This window comes from Shuttleworthella sp. MSX8B (assembly GCF_000524295.1).
Classification (GTDB): Bacteria; Bacillota; Clostridia; order Lachnospirales; family Lachnospiraceae; genus Shuttleworthia; species Shuttleworthia satelles.
Genome location: NZ_JAQT01000029.1, coordinates 1 through 18,393 on the forward strand (window position 1 = coordinate 1; position 18,393 = coordinate 18,393).

Annotated in this window: 15 protein-coding genes and 2 pseudogenes; 3 read left to right on the plus strand and 14 right to left on the minus strand. The window is 44.9% G+C overall.

Annotated elements, in window-relative coordinates; translation table 11 throughout:
* From HMPREF1508_RS06685 to HMPREF1508_RS06720, 8 genes and pseudogenes are all read right to left on the minus strand, one after another.
* A pseudogene (locus HMPREF1508_RS06685) lies at positions 1–252 on the minus strand (sugar ABC transporter permease); the annotation flags it as partial.
* A gap of 195 nt (positions 253–447) precedes the next feature.
* Positions 448–1,794, minus strand: coding sequence for an ABC transporter substrate-binding protein (locus HMPREF1508_RS06690; protein ID WP_044960626.1), 1,347 nt, complete (start codon positions 1,792–1,794; stop codon positions 448–450).
* Positions 1,795–1,925: 131 nt separating this feature from the next.
* The gene (locus HMPREF1508_RS06695; protein ID WP_044960628.1) at positions 1,926–2,861 is read right to left on the minus strand and encodes an AraC family transcriptional regulator; all 936 of its coding nucleotides are present in this window, start codon (positions 2,859–2,861) and stop codon (positions 1,926–1,928) included.
* Between the two features lie 63 nt (positions 2,862–2,924).
* Positions 2,925–4,667 carry an ATP-binding cassette domain-containing protein gene (locus HMPREF1508_RS06700; protein WP_044960630.1) on the minus strand — a complete coding sequence of 581 codons (1,743 nt, stop codon included), beginning with the start codon at positions 4,665–4,667 and terminating at the stop codon, positions 2,925–2,927.
* Positions 4,664–5,863: a hypothetical protein gene (locus HMPREF1508_RS06705; RefSeq protein ID WP_044960633.1), complete on the minus strand. Its 1,200-nt coding sequence runs from the start codon at positions 5,861–5,863 to the stop codon at positions 4,664–4,666. Before HMPREF1508_RS06705 ends, HMPREF1508_RS06700 begins: the two co-directional genes overlap by 4 nt.
* Positions 5,864–5,871: 8 nt before the next feature.
* Positions 5,872–6,726, minus strand: coding sequence for an ATP-binding cassette domain-containing protein (locus HMPREF1508_RS06710; protein ID WP_044960635.1), 855 nt, complete (start codon positions 6,724–6,726; stop codon positions 5,872–5,874).
* Positions 6,727–6,738: 12 nt separating this feature from the next.
* Positions 6,739–8,214, minus strand: a complete 1,476-nt coding sequence (locus HMPREF1508_RS06715) for a radical SAM protein (protein ID WP_049906922.1) — start codon at positions 8,212–8,214, stop codon at positions 6,739–6,741.
* A 1-nt stretch (position 8,215) separates the two neighbouring features.
* On the minus strand, positions 8,216–9,418 hold the full coding sequence (locus HMPREF1508_RS06720; RefSeq protein WP_044960637.1) for a hypothetical protein: 1,203 nt from the start codon (positions 9,416–9,418) through the stop codon (positions 8,216–8,218).
* A gap of 478 nt (positions 9,419–9,896) precedes the next feature.
* On the opposite strand from HMPREF1508_RS06720, the gene HMPREF1508_RS06725 reads away from it, so the two are divergent.
* From HMPREF1508_RS06725 to HMPREF1508_RS06735, 3 genes are read left to right on the plus strand one after another with little or no spacing between them, the layout of a single operon-like run.
* On the plus strand, positions 9,897–10,430 hold the full coding sequence (locus HMPREF1508_RS06725) for an RNA polymerase sigma factor (protein ID WP_044960639.1): 534 nt from the start codon (positions 9,897–9,899) through the stop codon (positions 10,428–10,430).
* Positions 10,411–11,115 (plus strand): hypothetical protein, encoded by a 705-nt coding sequence (locus tag HMPREF1508_RS06730; RefSeq protein ID WP_044960641.1) that lies wholly within the window; start codon positions 10,411–10,413, stop codon positions 11,113–11,115. The genes HMPREF1508_RS06725 and HMPREF1508_RS06730 overlap by 20 nt, the downstream gene beginning before the upstream one ends.
* Positions 11,105–11,830: an ABC transporter ATP-binding protein gene (locus tag HMPREF1508_RS06735; RefSeq protein WP_049906923.1), complete on the plus strand. Its 726-nt coding sequence runs from the start codon at positions 11,105–11,107 to the stop codon at positions 11,828–11,830. Before HMPREF1508_RS06730 ends, HMPREF1508_RS06735 begins: the two co-directional genes overlap by 11 nt.
* A gap of 153 nt (positions 11,831–11,983) precedes the next feature.
* On the opposite strand, the gene HMPREF1508_RS06740 is transcribed toward HMPREF1508_RS06735, so the two are convergent.
* The 6 genes and pseudogenes from HMPREF1508_RS06740 to HMPREF1508_RS06760 all read right to left on the minus strand — a co-directional run bounded on the left by HMPREF1508_RS06740 (position 11,984) and on the right by HMPREF1508_RS06760 (position 18,344).
* A complete protein-coding gene (locus tag HMPREF1508_RS06740; protein WP_049906924.1) occupies positions 11,984–13,063 on the minus strand; it encodes a hypothetical protein in 1,080 nt (359 codons plus the stop codon).
* A 224-nt stretch (positions 13,064–13,287) separates the two neighbouring features.
* Positions 13,288–14,763, minus strand: a complete 1,476-nt coding sequence (locus HMPREF1508_RS06745; RefSeq protein WP_044960644.1) for a carbon starvation CstA family protein — start codon at positions 14,761–14,763, stop codon at positions 13,288–13,290.
* A gap of 241 nt (positions 14,764–15,004) precedes the next feature.
* Positions 15,005–15,850 (minus strand): HD domain-containing protein, encoded by an 846-nt coding sequence (locus HMPREF1508_RS10820; protein WP_334291388.1) that lies wholly within the window; start codon positions 15,848–15,850, stop codon positions 15,005–15,007.
* Positions 15,839–16,417: pseudogene (locus HMPREF1508_RS10825) on the minus strand (Maf family protein); the annotation flags it as partial. The pseudogene HMPREF1508_RS10825 and the gene HMPREF1508_RS10820, both read right to left, overlap by 12 nt.
* Before the next feature lie 193 nt (positions 16,418–16,610).
* The gene (locus tag HMPREF1508_RS06755) at positions 16,611–17,120 is read right to left on the minus strand and encodes an NUDIX hydrolase (RefSeq protein ID WP_044960740.1); all 510 of its coding nucleotides are present in this window, start codon (positions 17,118–17,120) and stop codon (positions 16,611–16,613) included.
* A gap of 141 nt (positions 17,121–17,261) precedes the next feature.
* Positions 17,262–18,344 (minus strand): iron-containing alcohol dehydrogenase family protein, encoded by a 1,083-nt coding sequence (locus tag HMPREF1508_RS06760; protein WP_044960743.1) that lies wholly within the window; start codon positions 18,342–18,344, stop codon positions 17,262–17,264.
* Positions 18,345–18,393: the final 49 nt, after the last annotated feature.

Consider the following 18,393-nt stretch of genomic DNA (forward strand, 5'->3'; position numbering starts at 1 on the left):
GGGGACCTGGATGATCAGGTAGAGGAAGGTGTTTCCCATCGCTGTCATGAAGATCTTGTCCTGGAACATCCTGCTGTAATTGACGGTCAGCGGATTCGCCCAGGTCATGTTGGAACTGGAACCGGTTCGAAATGACGTGATCAGGGCCTGCACCATAGGGTAAAAACTCATGATAAAAATCAGGATTGTCGCCGGTGTCAAAAACCACCATCCGGCTCTGCCCTGCTTTCTCTCAACACTTCTGCTTCTCATAGTCAAATCCATCCTCTCTGTATGAAGTACTCGGATGAGGCTTCCTTCTGCAAGTATCCGATTGTCATGAGCAAAAAGGGGGCCGTGAAAAAACTGAGATCAACCACCATATACGCGCCTTCGTTCCAATATGACTGCGAGATATGATCGATGTCTTTTGTTTTTTCACAGCCCCTCTTCTATCCTGCGTGAAAGTTACTTGGCGCCACCCTGCATCGTGAAGTTCACCTGATCTTCCGCGGTCTTTAAGGCCTCCTTAATATCTGTCCCCTGGCTGACCTGCTGAATTGCGGTGCCGATCTGTGTCCGCGCCTCATACTCATACCTGGATTGTTCAACAACCGGAACCTTAGCTCCCATCCCCACAATGGTGGAATAAATCGGCTGGTTATTGAAATAAGCGACGCCGTCATTATAAGCGCTTGACTTGCCTGCGGAAATACAGGTAGTGATCACACCGCCATCCTTCAGAGCTCCGTCATAGGTCTCCTGTGAGCCCTCTCCTCCACCAAAGGTGTAAGCAAGGAAATCCTTGGCCAGATCCGGCTTCTTGCAGTTAGCTGTGATATAGAGAGATGAACCGCCATTGGCCGCATAGCCATCCTTGCCGCCGGCCAAAGTCGGCATAGTAGTAATCTCCCACTTGCCGGAATTATCCTTCACCTGTTCAATGGTGGGAATAATCCAGTTGCCGTTAATCACACCGGCCACCATATCGCCCTTGATGGTCTGATCCGTATAATCTGTCCAGTTATTTGCCAGATACAGAACATGATGATCCTGCATCTTCTTGATGGTCTCCATAACCTTGATCAAAGTCTCATTGTTAACAAAGTTGGGCTTGCCGTCCTTGAACCTGGACTGTCCCTCTGCCTGCATCATCATGTAGGGAAGATCATTGCCATCCGCATTCTGGGAGAAGAGATACTTGCCGGTCTTGTTGTAGACATCCTCTCCAATCTCAATGAAGCGATCCCAGGAAATTCCAGTCAGATCCTTGATGGTGTATCCGCACTGCTGGAGCAGATCAACACGGTAGGCGGAAATGACCGTTCCATTGTCGACGGGAACTCCATAATGTTTGTCTTTGATGGTAGAGAAGCTCAGCTTCTCCTGACTGAAATCATTCCAGTTGATCTTGGCATCATTCACATCCTGCCAGGCATCCGGATAGGAATTGACGAAATTCTCAATGGAGTGATCCTGGAAGAGCATAATATCCGGAAGCGCGTCATACTTCTTGGAAGAAGCCGCCAGGGTGACAGCCTGCTCATTATCACTGGACTGAGTCTGTTCAATCACATTCAGTTTAAAATCCTTATCCTTCTTCTGATAAGCCTTCTCTGCGGCCTTGAGGGCAGGAATATTGAAGTTGGCATCCCAGGCATAAACAGACAGGGTGTGGGCATCCTCAGCTGATGTATTGGCTCCCTTGTCGCCGGAACCACTGTCAGACGTCTTGCCTCCTCCAGATCCACAACCGGCAAATGCGGTCGCAGCCATGGTTCCCATCAATAAAAATGACAGTAACTTGCGTCTCATACAAGCCCCTTTCTCTGTGAAATTCGCACAAATCTCGCTGGTGAATTTCCAATCTTTTTAACATGTTTGTATAGTATTCCATCGAAAGGGGAATTTGTTTTGATATCTGATTTATTTTTTTGCAAATTCAACTATTCGTAATCCCAACCCTTGAGCACCTTGACATTGAAGTCCGCGATCCGTCCCCGGTGACCAGAGATTTCCTGCTTCCAGCGCAGGGGCCGCATTCCCGTAATCCGCTTGAAATTACGATTAAATGTAGAAGGAGTCTGATATCCAACCTTTCCGGCAATCTCCTCCATAGACAAATTCTGTTCGTTGATAAGAGTGCAGGCGTTTTGGATACGGATCAGATTGAGATAATCCATAGGCGGCACCCCCATGACCTCTTCGAAGGTACGGCGAAAATGACTTTCGCTGAGTCCGCAGGCCCGGCTGATCTGAGCCGCTTTCAGATTCTGGCTATAGTGGCTGCCCATGTACTGCAGGGCCATCTCAACCGAACTGTTCATCCGTATCCCCTGCCCTACGCCCCCGCTTTTAATGTCAAGACGAAGCATCTCTATAATCAGAGCATAGAAGGCTGCATTGACCGCCTCCTCATAGTACGGCTTCTTTTGACGAAATTCATCCAGGATTTTCAAGACCAGGCGTCCCGCCTGGGGATGATTCTTCATGGTGCGAATCGTTCCACGGTGGTTCAGGGCCTGCGTATATTCTATCTTCTGTCTGGAATCCATCTGCAGCTTCTCCCCCAGGAAGCCATCGATATCCACAAAAAGGTATTCCCAATAGCACTGATTGCCGGATGCGCTTTTCGTCGTGTGGGGGATATGGGCCGGAATCATTGTGTACATTCCGCCACTGTAAGGAAGAACCCGATCCTCAATACGCACTTCCCCCTTGCCCTCATGGCAGAAACCAAGTTCAAAGTAATTGTGAAAATGCTGGGTATCCCCCGTATCCCAACCGTACTCTCTTCTCCAGCTATCACCGTAGAGCGGCAGAATATAAGAGCCCGTCGGCATATTGTAGTAGCGAAATTCAAGTGCTGTATGCTTCTTCATCTCCGCCTTCTCCTGTCTTTATCGCGGTAAATCCCGATCTCATCATTTCAGATTACAGGATAATTATAACTCTCTTGCTCTTCCCGCCCGGCAAAGGCTTTGATAAAACTCATTCTCAGCAAAAACTTTTTGGTGGCTTCCTCTGGAACAGATTCTCCCCTTTTCTAGCACAATAACTTCAGATGCGCTCTCTAATATTTTGTGAAATCGGTGTATTACGATAATATCCAAATGCTTTCCCCTGGTCTGATCAAAATAGGAAAAAAGACGATCCTCAGCTATAATGTCCAAAGCTGCATTTGGTTCGTCCAAAAGGCGAACAGAAGAAGATTTTATAAGCGCTCTTAAAAAAGCCATCTTCTGCCACTGCCCAATCGAAAGCTCTCTTCCATCTTGAAATCGATAACCGAGAGGTTCATCCAAAGCATCTTTAAAATCTACCATTTCCGCAAGTTGTAACAAATTCTCAGAAAGCTCCTCGTCAAAATTTTTTTCACCCAAAAAAAGATTGTCTCTAACAGTTGTTTCATACTTAATATAGTCCTGAAATAGTGCTGACATATGCTGTCGATATTGTTCTATAGAAAGTTGCTTCCGCTCTATTCCATTGACCAATATTTCGCCTTCATAATCATTGTATATGCCTAATATAATTTTCGCCAACGTACTTTTCCCCGATCCGTTAGGACCAGTCAAAACAATCTTATCTCCGCCTCGAATCAAAATATTTATATTCTGTAAAACATATTCACTCTGTCCTTGATATCGATAGAAAACATGCCTTAGTTCTAGCGAATCAATCTTAACAAAATCACCTTCCTCTTCCTGATTCGATTCATCCGGCAGATCATAATATGATTTCAGCTGCTCCACAACAACTGCATTTGTTGCCACTTCTGCATTTTTCTCTAATATTCGAAGCAAATTTTGCTTTAAACTTTCTATCGCATTATTATAAAGAATAAAGCTTCCTATCAAAATGAAACCATAATAGGTCTCATATATTAAATAGATTGTCACCAAGACGTCTACAAATCCCTCGACAAGTTCTAACCACAAATAACAGCTGAGTTTACGATTACGAATCCCAATCAAAGTATCATCATAAACCTTTCTGAGGTTCCGAAAGCGATCCAATAATTTTTGAAAAACTCGAAATGTCTTTATTTCCTTTATATACTCCGGATGTAATAATAACCATGCTAAATAATTTGTTCTCCGAAAATTTTCTGTATTTTCTCTCAGCGCATTATACTCTTTTAATCGATATTTTTTCTCCACCACTAATCTAAAAAAATATGAAAAGGTGAGCAGGAGTAAAATCCAAAGATGATAACTACCAATAATAATCCCATAGGACAAAAGACCAATTCCACTGGCAAACATGCTGATAAAAGCCTGGATATTCCCCTCTACACCTGCATGGATATCATTTTGAATTCGATTAATTAAATCATATGTTCTGCTGTCCTCAAAATTTTTACAATCAAGCCTCCCTGCCTTTTCGAGAATTTCATTTTGAATAAATGTATCAAATTTTGTCTCGAAATTTTGTAATTTCACCGTCAAAATCGCAGTTACGTAGGTTCCAAACGCTTCTGACATAATCAAAAAGATAACCAGAACAAGACATTTTTGAAAATTAAACTCTTTTGTTTGAATTAAATTCAGTAATTCCTGCATAAGAATGGCAGATACTACTGGCAAGAAACCACTCAATACTGCCTGCAATACGGATATAACAAGATAACCTGGCCGGAAGAGCCAGGCTTTTTGTATAGACCACAATAAACCATTTTTTTTCATTTTATTCTTCCTTGAAGACGTTTCCCAAAACTTTTGGGGCAGAAAACAATCGTCAAAAATATAGTTGCCATCATAATCGCTGTGGTTAGCCCATATCCTGTAACTCTATGTATTCCTGCTCCATAACTATAGAATGATTTAATAAACTGGTCTGTATTAAAATTTACTAATGGATGAAGTTCCAAAATGTGCAAGAGCAAACTACTATAAATCATCTTCGATAGTAGAATTGGAATATAAGCAATTACCACATTCACTATTAAAGCCATCATTCGGCTTTGCAAAATCGAAGTGACTAAAGCAGCGCATCCTATAACCCCCATAAGCACAATCCATCCGACAATCAATGTGATCCAAAAATATTGTGTCAGGTTCCACTGAAAACAAGAAGTGTAGTAATCGAAAAAAGTCTGAATACTAGCATTCCATCCTGTCTCTCCAAAAGGTAAGAGAAGCATTATAAAAGCTGCAAAAGTCGACACAAAATAGTTTATACTAACAAAGGTAAAGCACATTCCTATTTTACTTTTCCCAAGTGAAACGCCAATTCGATTAGGAAAAATCCCCAACACCTTGTCCATTTCCAATTCTTTCTCTTGAGAAAAAATATAGGTTGTAAAAACAATCCCTGTCAGCGCCAATAAAAATCCAATAAATAAATACGCGTTCTTATACAGAACCCAATGATCTGTGAAATCATAGATAAAAGGTCCCTTAATATCCCCCTGCATCAAATAATTTATTTCGTTTGAGGATAGCTCATATTTCCTTCCCGATTCGAGCACCTTCTGAAGTTTGACCTTGTGCTGATCATAGAAATCCTCCGCTGAGGTCAACTGAGAAATCAAAAAATCATTCTCATCTGATGGATTACTGTAAGCCGAAATCAAAAGAAGATAAATCTCTGGATATTGCTCATTTGCTCGGTAGAACGCTTCTTCACTTGGATATTTATGATAAATATCTATAATTTGATCCAACCGTTCTGTTGTTATCTCTCCAGAGACTCGTGATGACACATATGCTCTTCTTTCAAAGAGCCCGTCAACCCCTTTTACATCAAAACTGCTCCCATCTTTAAACATCACGCCAATATACGTGAGCAGCGAAAGAACGCAGAAGGACACAGTGCATACAATAGTTAATATAAATGTATAAATCATCAACCTTCGATTTTTCTTTATTTCTTCCTTCATACAAGCACCTAATCTCTAAAGTAGCTTATATATACGTCATTTAACTCCGGCTTTACAGGCATTGCCCTTTTGTCCACCTGTTGGTCAGCAATAAATCGAACGCGAATCTGTCCCCCCCTCTCATAAGACATAGCAATTTGATTCTGACAAAGTACTCGCTCTATATCCTCTTCTGTTGTAAAGTTCATCTCCCATACTTTCCCCTGGCATTGTTCAAGTAGTTCTTCTTCCGAACCACTCGTGATAAAATTACAATCCTTCAGAATATAGATATCCTTCGAAATCCGCTCCAAATCTGAAACAATATGAGTTGACAGAAGTATAATTTCATTTTTTCCAGCCTCAGCCAGGTAATTCTTGAACCTCACTCTCTCCGCAGGATCCAATCCAGTTGTAGGTTCATCTAATAAGACAATTTTTGGATTTAATTGAAATGCCTGGGCAATTCCCAATCTACGCAATTGACCTCCAGATAGTTTCTTAATTTTCTTGTCTCGAATACTGTCCAATCCAAAAACTCCCAGTTTTTCTTTGATGTCCTCCTGAAGAAGTCGGCCAGGAACATTCTTTGCCTTTAATCTTCCCAGATATTCCATAAACTCCTGTATCGACATATCTGGATACCCTTGAAATCTTTGCGGTAACGTTGACAAAAGAACTTCTTCATCTCTCTTAAATGCCGGATATTCTATATCTCCTTGATCCTTTGTTATATAGCCAGTAAGTATATTGAAGAGAGTGGATTTTCCCACTCCGTTTGCCCCTAAAAACCCATGAATCCCAGACTCTAAAACACAATTCAATCCGTTTAAAACCTGATGGCTCCCATAAGATTTTCTGATATTTTTTAAAACCAGCTGCATCCTTTTCCCCCTTCAGCCAAAGCTGTATTGCTTTAACATATCTTCCAGATAATGAGGATCCTTCTCTAAGAATTGGTAGTAATTACGCAAAAGATTTTCTGTAAATGACCTGGACCCATTACAAAGATCATCTATCCTATCGGTCAGGCCATTCTCGTCAATCATCTCTTCATAACACATAGTACAAAGATTTCTTGCCCAACAATGATCGCATCGATTCTGCATCTTTTTGGAAAAATCAATAAAATAGTTTTGAACTACACCATCGGTATTGATTCCATCCTTATAGTTCCCAAGTGAAGGGGACTTTCCAATCCTCTCACATACCTTGAAGTCTCCATCTACCGTCACATATATTCTCCTCTGACCCGGAATGCAGCAGCCAAGAAGCCCACTTCTTGTAAGTACCTCTCCATTTTTCGCTTTTTCTCTGGATGCCATCATCCACATTTCCTTAGCAAAGATATCAAACAGTTTTTTATCTCGGTTTCCTGACAGGATTTCTTCTTGCGCCCACTCTTCCATCGGGACATCACTTTCCATTTTTGTTGCATCTTCGACAATACCTTCTTTATTCAAGGGTATTTCCATCCCCCCTCTATCCATATAGGCATAATGAACTTCGATTTCTTTAGGTATCCCTAATTCTTCTTCAAAATATTTTTTTATGCCTAGCAACTTCATCTTGCTATATGCGGGCGCAACCACACAATTGATAGAAAGTGTATGTTTCTTCTCTAAATCATAAAACCTACTCAGTAAGAGTTTAAAATGCTTTGTAGCTGCCCTGTAGCTCCCCACTCCATTAGCGAATTTTCTATATTTATCATGTAGATTTTGAGGGCCATCCAAGCTGCACATAATATCAACACTTTCTGTTTTCAGATTCGCAAAGTAATCTATCATCTCTTCTGTTAGCAGTGTAAGGTTACTTGTGAAAGAAACACTTAACTTTAGATCCGGATGCATTCCTTTTACGTAATCAATGCACGAGCGCATCAAGCTAAAATTTACCAGTGGTTCTCCCCCATAAAATGTCAATGCGAATTCATCTCCCTCAACCTCACTCAATATCATATCAATGCTCTTTTTTGCAATTTCTTCACTCATGTTCTTTTGAGAAAAAGCTCGATAATCCGAATGGTGCTCATTATAAATACAATACCCACAACGTAGGTTACATGCTTCTGTTAATTCCAAAATAATTTGTTTGCAGGTATGTGGAACAACTTTGTTATATTCTTCACGACCAATAACTTCAAACTCTCTATGTTGTGGGCACGCTAGCAACTTCTCCGCATGAATTACCCTTGCAAACTCCAGGTTTTCTTCACATGCCTTTCGAATACTTTTCTGTCCACCAAGAATCTGATTTAGTATTTCTTCTTCCTTATCATCACACGAAAGCACCTTTCCTGTTCCTGAATCATAAAAATAAACCTCTTTTCCCGTACGAAAAATCTTCCCTAAATATTCCTTATTTTCCATTCTAATACCCCCGTTTCAAAGTTCTCCTGAAAATCCGACCCATGAGTACAAGAAAAAGGATCGTCAAAAGGACTACGTTCCACATCAATCCCATTTCGACACTATTACAGCAGTGATTCCCAATTCGATATAAAACAAAAGAAGAAAACAGTTTCTCTGCCCAAAGCATAGCTAACGGCTGAATTTCAACCAAAGAGCGAACTCCCAGAGGAATTCCCCGCACAAATTCCATTGCCAGAGGTAATATTGTCACTGCAAAAGTAATCCCAAGAGCCCCAATTCCATTTTGAATACAATGATTAATTGCAACTGCTATCAATCCTGTTGTCAAAATACAAAACCAACTCAAAAAAAGAAATATGACCCATCCGCTCTTAACCGTCCCACTATAAATAGAAAGTGGATAAATCAACTGAATTGACGAACCCAATGCTGGTAATGGAACCAACTGCCAAAAGGCAATTGTAAAGAGCAGAACAATTCCTCCCCAAAAGGCGGTCAAGAATGTCACAACCCCCATCATCTGCTGTATCAACAAGTGAACTGTTCCCCTACAATCTAATCCAGTTAAAAGCAAATCCATTTTCTGTGTTTTTTCATAGGCAAAAGTATCTGTTCCAATAATGATAGCTGCCAAAGCTGTTAATATTGCCAGCACAGATACAATCCGAAAATACGTAGCCCAGGGACTCCTCCATGCAAACTGCACCGGCTTCTGTGTGGCCACGGCACACTTCTGAATATCAGCCTCTGTGCCCTCACTATTCCCATATTCTCTGCGAAATTTATTTAGAATTGCCTCCACCCTGGCTTCAGAAAAAGGTTTAGTATCCTCTATATTTGCCAGGCCTTCCTGATTAAAGAAATCCTCCGGAAAATAAATCTTAGATAGATACATCAAGACCACCAGCTTCACTTCTCCCATTTCCTGCAGTGCCTTTGCTTTCCCTTCTTTCTTAACAAGCATTTGGTAGTCTAACAAGATTTCTGAAACTCTCTTGTCAGAAAGTTCTCCTACTGACCCATATAACTCTATAGTATTAATTGCTGCTTTCCTTCCACGGGAAACTATATTATTGTCCTCATAGTAAGTCGCCTGTGTCACACCTCCAATCCACCCCAAAAGGATGGCAAATCCACATAAGAGAATTACAATAAGTCGTACATATTTTTTTGATAGTATCTTTTTTATCTCTCTATGCATCCTCTTTTCCCTCATAGATAGAAAACCGCACTGTATCAATTTAGGAGTTTATTGTTTAATTATAACGGGCTTTTTTGTAATTGGCGTTGTAATTTGCTGTGCCATTATCGCACTGGCAATTACACAAAAACCATCCGGTAATTCCTCTCGTCCATTCTCTTCCTGAGCTGCAGACACATCCCGCTCTTCTCATCGTCCCTATATTGGCTTCATTGACTACTTTCATTTTTTCTCCTTTCTCCCTCATTCGATACAGTGCGGCTTTCTTAACTTTCTTATATATGTATTAACGATCGAGGCCCCGAAAAAGATAGCCTGCTTGTGACCAAACCAATTCGAATTTCAATCTCAGTCTCTTACTACTTGTCTTTATTTTTTATATGTTATAGGATAAGCAATAGTTTTATGAGACAGTGTTGTTTTCATTAATAAAAAGATCTCACAGCTGATCCACAATATATCTTTCAAAGGAGATCTCATGACCGACTTGCAACTCGTCTCACTAATGAAGCGAGGGGACACAGAAGCTTTCACTAAATTTATTAATAAGTACTATGCACCCATTTTCAAATATTGTGCCAAGCACTGTTCCTGCAGCCAGGATGCCGAAGATTTAACACAAGAGACTTTTCTACATTTCTTCCAAGCGCTCTCCAATTATGAACACAGAGGAAAAGTGCTCAACTATCTCTATACAATCGCCGGGAATCTTTTAAAAGACAATTTAAAGAGAGTAAATGCTACACTGGTAGAAGAAACCATACTCAACCAACTTCCTGACGTTCACCAAGACAGTTACGATCGGATTTTAGATCGTATGTACTTCAATGATATTCTTTCCCAATTACCGCCTGAACTAAGAAGTGTAATTGATTTATTCTATTTCAGGGAATGTACCCTTCAACAGATGAGCGAGCAATTAGGAATAGGACTTCCGCTGACAAAGTACCGATTGCGGAAGGCAAAAATCAAACTAAAGGAGATTCTCAAAAATGCAGAACAATCTTCATAAAGATCATATAAATCAAACCGTTATCGCTTCTATCGAACAATTCTATTTGTCCGAACGAACCCATTTGCTCTCTCATCAGGACTTTCTCTTCTTTCAGCTACATCTGCTCAAAAAGAGATGGCTTATCATACAGACTATTTTAATGGTATCTGTCTATTTGTTTTTGAAATTCAGCCCCGAAACGCTCTACTTCTCAGGTGCTCTTGGCATTGCTGCGTGTCTATTTATTATTTTTATGATTCCTGATCTGTGGAGAGAGAGAAACGCAAACGCGTCAGAGCTAATCTCCACCTGTTACTATTCTCTGGAACATGTCTATGCCGCAAAAATGATGATCATTGGAATTTACGATTTGCTGCTATTGTCTTTGTTTTTTTTGGCAACAGGATTGACTACAAAATTAACGATATATACGTTGATCATACATTTCATCTTGCCATTGACTGTTGTGGCATGCACTTGCTTTTGTCTGCTCTCAGTAAAGAACAGCATCGGAAGCTTTGCAACGATTTGCATATGTGTATTTGCTTCAATTTCCCTCTTTCTTTTGACTTCAATTTCCAAAATATATCAAAAAATCAGCATCAGTATTTGGATCGCTCTGGTGATTCTCTCCCTGATATTCCTGGCACTGTCGATTTACAGACTCGTCCATCCTTTACGTGGAGGTCAACATGAAAGATAAGTTATTACGTATTCAGCACTTGAACTTTTCATATCATAAGGAACAAATTTTAACGGATATTGATCTCAGTCTGGAACCGGGTTTATATGCCCTTCTAGGCCCAAATGGTGCTGGAAAGACCACCTTCTTAAAGTTATTGGCCGGTATTTTAAAGCCTGTCTCAGGTAAAATTTATTACCAGGGAAATAATATTGATGCTCTCCGCCAAACGTACCTCCTCCACCTGGGTTATCTTCCTCAGGATCTTGGTCTAATCCCAGAGTATACCGTAGAACAATATCTGCAATTTATGGCTTCCTTGAAAGCTGTTCGGCCTATTGTTTTTAATCGCCGGATTCGACAGTGGCTTGACTTCTTTCATATTCGCCAATACCAAAGCGCAAAAATCAAGTCACTCTCTATTGGTACACAGCAAAAAATCGGAATCATCCAAGCAATGCTCAATGACCCCGATATGCTTCTCTTAGATGAACCGAATGCATGGATGGATCCGAAAGAAAGAGCCAATTTTCTTATGGTCCTTTCCGAATTATCCAAATCCAGGGTGATCTTTCTATCCTCGCATATGATTGAAGACATTGCGAGAATCCCTTGTCAGATTCTGATCTTGAATCAACATCGCATCATCTGTAATCGCAGTCTGGCAGAAATCACTCAGGAACTGGGCTCCGCACGCACTCTGGAGCAATTCTATCTTGACTCAATCCAAGCCTAGGAGAGCTCTCATTTTTGGGGTAAAGCCTGGGAACACTCTCTCTTTTTGAGTTGATAGATCATCCTTCAAATATAAAAAATCCAGCCCCTGTTTCCTGTGTCTCTTTCCATTGGAAAGCTGAAGAAGCAGGGGCTAGAATTCAACCGCAATTCCCTAACTGTAATTCTCCAGAAGAAACATGGACTTGATAGCCACTACCTCCTCATACTCCTTCTGGCTCACCTTGACGTCAGCATTGAGCTTCTTTAAATCTTCCTTCATCCGCTCGTAAGCCTGTTCAGCCGTCACAGCTCTTCCCTCGCGGAGAACACGAATCATCCGCTCTAATGTAACAGGATGCGCATAGGAGGCCGGCAGAGGGAATTCTCTGTCGTAGCCGGACAGATAGTCCGCCATGGTCTGTTTTGCCGTCTCCCAGACTTCTTCCGCCCCTCTTCTGGTCATATTCCCCCAGGGCAGGATCTGGCTGGACATCACCAGGAAGACCGCAGAGAAACCGAAGAGCAGGAAGTACATGGCAAGCCCCATTCCCCTGACGAAGGCATAGATCCCGAAAAGAAGAGCTGCCAGCCCCAACAGGGCGATTACAATCGCAAGAGCACGATAAGACGGATTGATCCCCTCAACGATACGTTTTCTTCTGGCAGACAGGGTCAATCCCTCTGACAGCTCCGGCTTCTTCTCGAGATAATCTTTCGCTCTCTGCAACTGCCGCACTGCCTCTTCTGCCTGAGGGCTGAGTTCTGACAGATAGCGGGCACGCTCTTTTTCCTCCGCTTCTCTGATCCTCTTCTCCCCCTCAATCGTATAGATGGGAATATCGGGATGTTCCTGGCAAAAAATCGCCAGAAAGGAATCCACCTGATCCTCATACTTCATGCGGCTGACCCGCTCACTCCCATCTCGAAGGACGACAACCAGATAAGCCATAGAACCAAAAATTCCCTTGCCGCTGAACCCCCCTTTTGACATAGCCACCCTCTTATAGACCCGGGCGATGTCCTCATAACAGATATAGCGGCTTCTGTCACGGAAATAAGTGGCAAGATAGATGGCCCGATCCCCCAGACCACAGACCCCGATCCGGCGGCATTTTTTAAGGTCTGCCTTCAGGACATCCCTGGCCAATTCTTTCATTCCATCCCTTCGGGGAGCAAAGAGCACATGCTTCGGGCCGCCCTGAAGAGCTTCTTCTTTTTCCTCCGGTATTTTCGGATTACAACACTGTCCCATAATATTCCTTCCTGTAACAACAGAATATGCACTCCCTAAATATTCTATTACTTTGAGTCATCAAATGCACATACCGCAGCGATTTGATCGAAAAAAGAGACCTCCAAGCACCCTGCTCAAAGGTCTCTGTCAAACGATTGAAAATACGCTCCGCGAATATTCAATTGTCATGAGCAATGGAATACACGCTTCGCGAGCATTCCATTGTCATAAATCAACAAATCTTATGCCCTGCTCTGCTCTTTTCTCGCTGCTCTTAAGAAGATAGCGAAGAAGATCACAGCAACAATAATACCTGCGGGATAAGCCACCATGGTATTCTGCTTCAGTGCCGGAATCAGTCCCAGGCACTCCGGAGCCATCACGAAGTAGGTGATGGAAACGGCGGACATGAAAGTCGCCGGCAATGCGCAGATCCAGAAGTTCTTCTTCTCCTTGGCCAGATACATAGCTGCTGCCCAGAGGACAATCATAGCCAGAGTCTGGTTGGTCCAGCTGAAGTAACGCCAGATGACCGTATAGTTGATCACACCGAAGGTATTGCCGAAACCAAGGATAGCGCCCACGCCCAGAAGAGGCACGCAGAGCATCAGACGGTTCTTATACTTCTCCTGGCTGACACCGAACCAGTCGGAAAGGGTAAGCCTTGCGGAACGGAAAGCGGTATCGCCGGAGGTGATGGGGCAGGCCACAACACCAAGCATAGCCAGGACGACGCCGACAGGCCCCATGGTCTTGATGCAGACATCATAAATGGCTGCGGACTGACCGTGAGCAAGAACAGCGGCAAGTCCTGTGTTAAGACCGCCGGTAACCTCGTAGAGAGAGCATCCTGCAGCGGCCCATATCAAAGCGATAATACCTTCGGCAACCATGGCTCCGTAGAAGACGAAGTGACCCTGACGCTCACTCTTTAGGCAGCGGGCCATCAGAGGAGACTGGGTGGCATGGAAACCGGAAATCGCGCCGCAGGCAACCGTGATGAACATAAAGGACCAGATCGGCGTTGCCTTGGGATGCATGTTATAGAAGTGAGACCAGATCTCAGGAATCTGATGTCCGCCGGTGAAAATACCGATGGCGACACCGATTGCCATGATAATCAGGCAGATACCGAAGACCGGGTAGATCTTGCCGATGATCTTATCAATGGAGATGAAGGTCGCGATAAAATAGTAGGTCAGAACAATCGCCAGCCAGAAGGTGGTCTGCGCCAGAATTCCGCTTGCCCCCTTCTCCTTGACCAGCTGAACAATCAGGCCTGCGGGGCCGACAGCAAATACGGTTCCTACCATGACCAGAAGAACGACGGAAAAGACCCGCATCACATTCTTCATGCCGCCGCCCAGATAGATTCCGGTCACCTCAGAAATAGAAGCACCGCGGTTTCTCTCGGAGAGCATTCCGGAGAAGTAGTCGTGGACACCACCGGCAAGCATGGTACCGAAGGTAACCCAGAGGAAGACCACCGGACCCCAGAGGGCACCCTGCATGGCTCCGAAGATGGGCCCCAGACCCGCGATGTTCAGCAGCTGGATCAGGAAAAGTTTCCACTGCGGCATCACCACATAGTCGACGCCGTCATTGATCTCAACCGCCGGCGTCTCCCGGTCATCCGGTCCGAGGGTCTGATCTACCAGTTTACCATAGGTAAAGTAGGCGGCGATCAGAATCGCCAGACACAACAAAAAGCTAATCATTTCGTTCCTCCCTTCAGAAAAACAAACCTAACCTTAGGCATTTTGCCTATGTTTTTCTCAAAAACTATTATACTCTTTGTCGAAAAGGATGAAACATAAAATTTTACTTTTTTGGGGGATTCTCGGGTAGTTTCGGACAAACTTCCGTTAATTTCGGTTAATTGTTTTTAATTTTGTACATTTTTCTCTTGTTCCCCCCGCATGTATCTTTATTTTATTCTTTTAAAAAACAATATATGCCTCACGGATTAATCCTTTGCTGTCCGCGCAGCTCCTCACGGTCGTCTCTGAGCTTTCCCTCCGTCAACCCCGGGACAATAAAATGCGCATAGGCATAGTTCCAGACCTCCCTGGCTCCCTCCCCGGATCGGGCGTTTCTCTCCAGGACCTGGCTGAGACTGACTCCGTGATCAAGCCAGGACTGACTCCCGTTCATGCGGTTTAACATCATGGGCTGGAAATTATCACAGGCCCGGGCAAACCTGGCCTCCGGGCTCTCCCAGGCCTCGAATTCATCCCAAAGACCGCGGAAGAACTCTTCCTGATCCGGCGGCAGGATATGAAAAATACGGTCCGCCGCGTCCATCTCTCTCTTCTTCTGGCTCTTTTTCCCCTCCTCATCATAAGCATAGGTATCTCCCGCGTCGATTTCCACGACATCGTGGAGAAGGATCATGAGCAAAACCCTCTCCATATCCACTTCCTCGTTGGCGTACTCCCGGAGAACAGCCGCCATAATCGCCATATGCCAGGCATGCTCCGCGTCATTTTCCCGACGCGCGTGATGGCCGATATAATTCTGGCGAAAAATACTCTTCTCCTGATCCAGCTCCCGCAAAAAATCAAACTGCAGGTCCAGGCGGGACTTGGCCTTCTCCCCATCTATACATCCGGCTCTCCCATCTTTCTGAACTGCAGCGGTCTCCCCCGCTTTTTGATCCGCAGCAGTTCCCCTCTCTCTCTGATCTGCGGTCTCCCCCGCTTTCTGATTTGTAGCGACCTCCATCTCTTTTATCTCACGGCTCTCTCTTCCACAGACAGCTTCTCTATCAGCTTTTCCTTCAAGCTCTTTCTTGAGCTGCTTCATCTCCCGATAGAGTCTTGAGAGAGGCAAGCCGACGACATTGCTGTAATCCCCCTGTATCCCCGTCACAAAGCGGGCCGCCCCGGACTGGATTCCATAAGCTCCCGCCTTATCCATAGGGTCCCCGGAAGCGACATAGTCGTCAATTTCTTTATCTGTCATCTCCGCAAAATTAACATGTGTCGTCTCGTGAAAATGCCTTTCTACCCGCTGATCCCCCTTGATCAGGATCAGGCAGAGACCGGTGCAGACCTGGTGAGCTGTCCCGGACAACAGGGCCAGCATCCGCTTCGCGTCCTCCTCATCCCTGGGTTTCCCCAGAATCTCCCCATTCTTGACAACAAGCGTATCCGCCCCGATGATCAGCCTTTCTCTGTCGGATTCTTTTTCCAGTCGTCCGGCGACCTCCCTGGCCTTGGCGGCTGCCAGCTCTTCCACACGGGCCCCGGGATCTTGCGCGCCGGAACACTCTTCCCCATATGCCGGCATCACCTCAAACGAGAGCCCCAGCTGTGCCAGAAGTTCTCTTCTTCTGGGCGACTGACTGGCTAGGATAATCCGATCAAACATTTCTCTGTTCCCATTTGTGTTCTGAGCCTTCATCGTCTTTGTTCTGTTCCCATTCGTGTTCTGAACCTTCATCGTCTTTGCCCTGTTCCCATTCGCATTCTGAACCTTCGTCATTTCTCCGACCTCTGTCTGCATAGTCATTCCTCTTTCGCCAGCAGATAAATTCTCTCAATCAGCTTCTCTGTATCATCCTTCAGCGCTCTCCTATGTCAACTGCCGGATCATACGCCAGTCTCTTGCCATCCAGGGCGGCCTCCAGAAGCCGCCCGTCGACATCATAGACCAATTTCAGAGAGAAAAAGGCCTGATTCCTTTCCAGGAGATCAAAGAAAATTCGATCTCCCTCCCAGAGATTCAACTGGCCAATCTCATTCTTTTTGACCCATTCCAATTGTCCCTCGTCACAGTCGTGCATCTGTCCCGTCCAGGCGTCCGCCGTAAAAAGGGACATGTACTCGGCCCTGCCGTCATAGATGAAGGTGATCAGACCCCGATAACGGTATGAGGTCAGAGTCAGTCCGGTCTCCTCCCTGCACTCTCTGAGCAGGCATTCTTCCGGGGATTCCGTCCCCTCGAAATGCCCGCCGATCCCAATCCACTTGTCCCGATTGACATCCTTCTCCTTCTTGACCCGATGCAGCATAAGATAGCTGTCATCTCTCTCGAGATAACAGAGGGTTGTCATTGCGTTTTTACAGGGCATCTTTCCCTCCAATCCCTTTTCTTACGGCATTTTCGATCTGTTCTGCTATTTCGATCTGTTCCGCCGTTTCGATCTGTTCCGCTGTTTTGCCGTACCGCTGGGCGCCCTTTTTCGCCCCTGATATTTTTTACAAAATTCTTTTTATTTAAGTCCAGCTATCCTCTTGAGCACCTGCTCATTCGCGTCGAATGGACAGATCTCTCGCTTGGCCGGCGTATTCATCACAGCGGTCAGAGAGTGGGCAAGGACTTCCTGGCTGACCTGAGGCACCTGACAGATCTGCCGGAAGAAAGCGTCCAGTTCCTCAGGGCTCGCGAATCCCACCTTTTCAAGCAAGTGGTCTCTCATCTGCGCGGGACACTCTCTCAGATATCCTGCCTGAAAGTAGCCGACGGCAATTCCGTGCGGAATTTGCGCCTCCAAAGTCAGGTTATAGGAGAGCCCGTGCGGCACCGTGGTCCCGACCTGGGCTATGGACATGCCCGCAAGGCTGGAGGCCAGCATCAGGCGGCTGTGGCGCGCATCATCCGCCTCTTCAAGCCCCAGAAGGAAGTTCTTGCTCTCCGCCCAGACCTCAAGACCCCGATCGACCAGCATACGGGTGTAGTCATCCGCCCCGGTATTGGCATAGGCCTCTATCAGATGCGCCAGGGCATCTGTGGCCGTGTTGGCGATAAGACTCTTCGGCGCCTTTGCCAGATACTTGCCGTCGACCAAGGCAAGATCCGGGAAGAGCACATAGGGAATGGACCCCTTCAGGCCCTGCTCCCGGCGGGTCAAGACGGAAACTCCGGTCAGCTCTGATCCCGTCCCGCAGGTTGTCGGAATGCAGACCAGAGGCAAATGGCTGTTATCCTGGCCATTTTGGTAGAGCTTCTCCTCCTCCCAATCGGGATGAGCCAGCATAAGGGCAATCGCCTTAGCCGCATCCAGAGGGGAACCTCCCCCAATTCCAACCACAAAGTCGCAGTCAGCGACATCGGCCGACCTGCAGGCCTGCATAATCGTCCGGGTAGACGGATTCTCCTCCACCTGATCGAAAATCTCATAATCCACCCCCGCGTCAGACAGTATCTCTGTCAGATCCGCCTGCGCCCCGGTCTTCCTGGCAGAGTGCGCCCCGGTTACAATGAGCGCCTTTTTTCCCAGAGCAGTGATTTCTTTTGCGTGCTTCGCGACGACATCGCTCTCTTCATAAAGCCTGGCAGGCATATAGAATTTCATGGCATTTTCCTCCTGAGATATGAAAAATCGACTGTCTTTTCGCGCCTGC